The sequence below is a fragment of the Hassallia byssoidea VB512170 genome (assembly GCF_000817785.2).
Lineage (GTDB): Bacteria > Cyanobacteriota > Cyanobacteriia > Cyanobacteriales > Nostocaceae > Hassallia > Hassallia carrinoi.
The window spans coordinates 1-5,637 of sequence record NZ_JTCM02000191.1; the positions used below are offsets into that span (position 1 = coordinate 1).

Genomic DNA, 5,637 nt, shown 5'->3' on the forward strand with positions numbered 1-5,637 from the left:
CCAAGGGTGCGAAGCCTGCCCTATTTCTTACGGTTTGGCGACCACGCCTTCATCCTTTGATAGTCGCTCTTGTGCCCTTGGATCTATTAAACTTGGCTGTCCCGTAATGTCGGCGTTTTAGCGTAGGGCCTCCAACCAAGGCCTTGCTGTGTGATCTCCTGCAATAGACAAGTTGCTCTGTTTGGGGAAGTTGTTTGATATACAAATGCATCAATTCTTCTCTTGGTGGATTACTGTCTTCTAGAGCTTCGTAGATACTAGACCATCGGCATCGAAATACTGGAGATAGCGACAGTTCCACAAACGAATAAACACTACGTGTGGCTAGGCACTTACAAGTAATAAAATATCCAGCCGTGTATTGAAATGGTTGGTTGCGGATAGGGGCATCTAGGTTTTACGGCTGGATATTTTATTTTTTGGATCTCCCCTAACACTGCGTCCATCAAGTCAAACAGCGCATATGAGCGCATTACCAACGATGCTATACACGCCTTGTCGGAAAAGTTTTACGCTTATCAAATGTCATGGTCAATCTGAAAAATCTTGCTTTTCTCAGCATTGACCAATTTGTGGTCAGTTCAACACAACTGACCGCTTTTTCTTCACTGCAGTTGCTCTAACTCCACATAGTGTCTGTACAATTCGCTCTTAACTAACGTATGTTAACTTTTATATCAGTAAGCCGAGTGAGGACGCGCTAACGATCGCCCGCCATTAGTCTAAACTCCAGCCCATAAACGGCAATAAAAAATTGCATGAATGAAGCAATAATAAGCGATCGCCTAGATCCCAAATGATGTAACCAAGTTGAAATTTTGCCGCCGAAAGTAAATAGAAGTGTAGAAAAAAGTAAAAGGTAAGGAATGAGACGATCAAAAATGCTTGTCGGAGTGTAAAGCAGTAACAAAGCCCCAATCATTCCACCCACGAGGCTGATACTGCCTAGTACAAGAGATATACGCTGCTGCCCGCTCAACTCACGACGATAAGCAGCAACACTCACAGCGCATCCTAACCATGCTGCTGTCATACCTGTAGCATTGGCATTGATGGAAGGTAAGCCAATAAAAATTAGTGCGGGAAACGAAATAAAAGCGCCACCACTAGCAATAGTAGTCAATGCCCCACCCAGCATGGCAGCGACAAAGAGGAAACAAGCTTGGGTAAACGTCAAATTTATCTCCTCGCACACAAAAAGCGATAACCAACATCAATTTCTGATAAGTTTCTGATTTCTCCATATTTCGCATTCCATTTTCCAGTTGACAAATCTTCTTTAAGTTTGACAACTCCCTCCTCAACAACCGATGCATCAGCTAAAGCCAAAGCTGATATATTCGCACGAACTTCTGGATTTAAATATATTTCTGGTCTTCTCCATCCAGATGCAGCAAACATATCTGTTAAATCATGTGGAAGTTTCAAAGGAGAAATTTCAACGGTTCTTTGGGTATGACTTTGAATTAGTTCAACAACATCATTTAGCGGTGGAAAAACCCGAAAATCATAGTCACGATATACAGGGAAATAGTCAGCTAAGCAAAGCTTTTCACAAAGTCGAGGGTCAAATGTCAGAAAAATGATGCATTGCTAAAATACAAATCACTCCATCGACAGATGCACTTGCTAAAGGAATATCTTCTGCATAACCAGCAAAATATTTTACCTGTGTATGTTCGACAGATTGAGAACGCATGACCGATGAAGGTTCGACAGCGTAAACTGAATACCCCAGTTGAGCCAACGCTCGACTATAACCTCGTGTACCAGCACCAATATCAGCAATAATACTTTTCTTTGGTAGGTTGAGTAAATCAATTAGAGAATTTACAATCCTCAAATCGGGAAGACGCGAAGATCGAGTAGACTTTGCCAATGGAATTATAGATAGTCATTTTACATAAATGTTAAAAAAAAATCGAATATTTTTCTCAAAAATCCTCCCTTAAACTTTTTATTTTGAGCATTTTGACGAGATTCTTTCTCTGGTAATTCTCATATATTTTGTCTTCCCTGTTGTCGTTCAACTAATAATTGAAGATGAAGTGGTAATTGGGATTGCTGTCCAACTAACCAGGGTTCTCCATCTAATAATTCTCTTTCGACTAGCCGATTAAACATAATTTACTTTGTTGTTAGCAGTTTGACTACAAACATAAGTGATGAAACTGATGCAAAAAGTTGTAACTAAAAAGCCGTTTATTTGCTGCTTTCCTAAGATGTTGCTCCCGAATCATGAAACTGATACAAATTAGTAATCAGCATTTTTATCCACGACACTTCGCATATTTTTGGCGTGGCGATCGCGTGTTAAATTATCGAGGAAAAGTGCAAGCGATCGCTCTTTAACTTTGGGAGAATGACCGGAACAGTGGGGTGTAATAAAAACATTCGGTAACCTCCAAAATGGACTTTATGGTGCTAGCGGTTCCGCAAATACAGTATCTAAAGCCGCACTTATTCATGATAATTGTTAATAGCCCGACGCGAAATAATCTTCTTGCATTAACAGGACTTACGCTTTCATTATGGGAAAACGAACCGCAGAGTCCGCAGCGAAAAGTCTGAGCGGAGGTTACGAGCGATCGGACCTTTTCAAGAGAGAGGACACATTTGGGAGAGTTTGAGAGAGTTTTTGCGTAAGTCCTAATTAATAGCCTACATTTTTGTCCACAATATTGCGTAGCTTTTCTCCCCTTTGATAACTTGTCAAATTGTCGAGGAATAACTTCACAATCCGGCTGCGAAGTTGTGGTGTTAGTGCTGAACAATGAGGTGTTATAAATGCATTAGGCAAAGACCAAAAGGGACTTTCTGTTGGTAGTGGTTCCGTCTCAAATGTATCTAACCCAGCACCTGCAATCCAACCCGCACGCAGAGCAGTCAGCAAGGCATTTTCATCTACAATTGCACCACGAGCAATATTAATTAGATAGGCACTCTTCCGCATTAATCGTAATGTTTCTGCATTAATCAAGCCTTTGGTTTCTGGTGTTAAAGGTGTGGCAATTACTACATAGTCTGCCTCTGGTACAAGTGCTTTCCATTCATTCGCACCAACTATTTTGTCGAAATTTGGTAATGGTTCAGAATTTCGGCGACTACCCCAAATTTGCATTCCGAAGGCTTTGGCACGGAGAGCAATTTCTTGACCAATATTTCCGGTTCCAATAATAAGTAAAGTTTGATTGTATAATTATTGCAATTCTAACCACTTTAACCAGTGGTGATTAGCCTGCAAATCTTCCAATTTCCGAACATTTTTGGCATGATAAAGCATGAAGTTCAGTACAAATTCCGCTATGGGAATAGCATGAACTCCTGAGCCATTGGTCAGAATTATATCGTGTGACAAAAATCTAGGTGTGAGGATATGATTCACACCGGAACTAGGTGTATGTTGCCAACGAATTGTCGGTGCTGCTGCTAAAACTTTGTGCAGGGTAGTATTTTTTAACTTGAACCCGTTGAGGTAAACTTCTGCTTCACTCGGATTGCCATCAAAATTACCCTCACTATCTACACGTACAAATGTAATATCTGAGGGTAACAATGGTTCAATATTATCAGCAAGTTCTACAGGTAGAATAATTTTCATAAAAGACAAAGAGTAATCTGATCACACAATAAATTATAAAAATTCCTTGTCCCCTTTCCATAATTAAAGTTCACTTTTACTGTTGTGGCACAATCCAATCATTTAAGATGGAAAATCTAACAAAAGATAGATGCACCAGTCATCATGACTGATGCGAAAAAAACCTTATAGAGAGAAATCTGAGCGGGTGGAAGCTGACGCTCAGAACTTTAAGGAACACAAGGAAAATAAAATAGAAGTGATAACTCTACTTCAACTGCTTGAGTATTTGATGAGTTGAATCTTGTTTTGCTGTATTGGTGCGTTAGCGGAGCTTACCGAAGGTATCGCGTCCCCAACCGATGTTATTGCGGTAACTGCCCAAAAGTCCAGTTTCTTTAAGTGAATTTTCGTCCACTCACTCCAGAGGTTCAACTTCGGGTGCTACATACAAAGCATCCACAGGGCAATACAATTCGCACATGAAACAGGTTTGACAGTCACTTTGTCTGGCAATAGTCGGTGGTGAAGAAGGCACTTTGTCAAAGACGTTTGTCGGGCAGACCTTAACGCAAAGATTACATTCAATGCACCGCGACTCACTTACTAACTCAATCATGTCAATTTTGGATTTTAGATTAGGAAGATGCGATCGCTCGTAGTGAGCGATTTATCGCTCAATTCAAGGACTAAAGTTTTTACTACACATGCTTTATATCCACAATTAAACACCCACAGCCTCTAATTTCTTAATTTTCTCTGCTTTCACCCAGACTCGATCCAAACCACCACTAATTAAATAGTGTTGCTGATTCACATCCATCTCTGGATAGTCTAAATGTTTGTGCATACCGCGAGTTTCTTTGCGTTCCAAGGCACTGCTGTACATCCATCGAGATGTAGCCACCATTGCTGCTGCTTCCCGCACCCGGACAATGTTATGAGTATCTACTTGACTGGTACGAATCTCTTGCCAAAGATTATTTAATCTCTGTAATGATTCTGTCAAACCTTTCTCATTGCGGAAATAATTGCGATCGTAGGGGAAGACTTAAGCTTGTGTAGCTTTGATTAGTTCTTCAGCGTTGATTTTATGTATGCCACCATTCGTTAAACCAGCTTCACCGACTGCTTGCACAGAACGCTGTGTTCCCCACTCACCCAGCTTTTGAGCATATTCAGCCGCAGATTTACCGGAAAAGTATCCAGAAGATATTGCCCAAGCTGCATTGTGACTACCACCACCAGTAAATCCACCACAGATTAATTGTCGCGTAGCAGCATCACCAGCAGCGTAAAGTCCCTGCACTGATGTAGCGCAATTACGATCGGCAATGCGAATGCCACCCGTACCGCGCACTGTTCCTTCTAAGCGCAAGGTAACAGGGAAGCGTTGAGTAAATGGATCGATACCTGCGCGATCGCTCTTGTAAGAAGAAATTAGGCTGTGCTTGACGCATATGCGATCGCATATCTTCAGTCGCTTGATCTAAAATGGCGTAGACTGGTTGCGTCAACAAAGTTTGAGCAATCACCGAACGTCCTTTTTGCGAACCCGCACCAGGTATGGGTGTACCATCTTCATAAGTAAAAGTTGCCCAATTATAAAACAAAGTTTTAGTAACGGAAGAAAAGGCGGGAGAGATGCCGTAAGCGTTGGAAAACTCCATCCCCGACATCTCAACACCCGCTTTTGCTGCCATAAGGTATCCATCCCCTGTCAACACATTGCAACCAAGTGCTTTGCTCAAAAAAGCACAACCACCAGTCGCAATGATTACTGCACCTGCACGTACAACCCATTTTTCACTTCTCTGACGGTTAACCCCCGTTGCCCCTACGCTAAAACGCCGACATTACGGGACAGCCAAGTTTAATAGATCCAAGGGCACAAGAGCGACTATCAAAGGATGAAGGAACCGTCTCCGTTAAGCTGCTACAGCTTCATTCACATTTGGTTTAATACCAATTCTCTATGAAGTTGCACTTAATAAAGCGGAGGTGATGTAATTCCATCCACAAATCGAAGCGATTGCTTCCGGAGAAATGGAATCTGT

4 protein-coding genes and 3 pseudogenes are annotated in these 5,637 nt (G+C 41.6%); all 7 read right to left on the reverse strand.

From position 1 onward, the window contains the following. Nucleotides 1-700 precede the first annotated feature (700 nt). Entirely contained in the window at nucleotides 701-1,177 is a 477-nt protein-coding gene (locus PI95_RS34345) for a sulfite exporter TauE/SafE family protein (protein ID WP_052324763.1), read from the reverse strand. 2 nt (nucleotides 1,178-1,179) lie between these two features. Continuing rightward, nucleotides 1,180-1,428 (reverse strand): hypothetical protein, encoded by a 249-nt coding sequence (locus tag PI95_RS36520; RefSeq protein ID WP_236117322.1) that lies wholly within the window; start codon nucleotides 1,426-1,428, stop codon nucleotides 1,180-1,182. A 139-nt stretch (nucleotides 1,429-1,567) separates the two neighbouring features. Further along, the gene (locus PI95_RS36525; RefSeq protein ID WP_236117323.1) at nucleotides 1,568-1,879 is read right to left on the reverse strand and encodes a class I SAM-dependent methyltransferase; all 312 of its coding nucleotides are present in this window, start codon (nucleotides 1,877-1,879) and stop codon (nucleotides 1,568-1,570) included. Between the two features lie 119 nt (nucleotides 1,880-1,998). Beyond that, nucleotides 1,999-2,124 carry a hypothetical protein gene (locus tag PI95_RS37090; RefSeq protein ID WP_268896858.1) on the reverse strand — a complete coding sequence of 42 codons (126 nt, stop codon included), beginning with the start codon at nucleotides 2,122-2,124 and terminating at the stop codon, nucleotides 1,999-2,001. Nucleotides 2,125-2,653: 529 nt separating this feature from the next. After that, nucleotides 2,654-3,601: pseudogene (locus PI95_RS34355) on the reverse strand (D-2-hydroxyacid dehydrogenase). Between the two features lie 304 nt (nucleotides 3,602-3,905). Next, nucleotides 3,906-4,199: pseudogene (locus tag PI95_RS34360) on the reverse strand (4Fe-4S binding protein). 105 nt (nucleotides 4,200-4,304) lie between these two features. Next, nucleotides 4,305-5,418 (reverse strand): annotated as a pseudogene (locus tag PI95_RS34365) (L-aspartate oxidase); the annotation flags it as partial. Between the last annotated feature and the right edge of the window lie 219 nt (nucleotides 5,419-5,637).

Excerpts from the sequence above, each read along its gene's own strand:
- PI95_RS37090 (WP_268896858.1), bottom strand. The coding sequence starts at position 2,124 with ATGTTTAATCGGCTAGTCGAAAGAGAATTATTAGATGGAGAACCCTGG.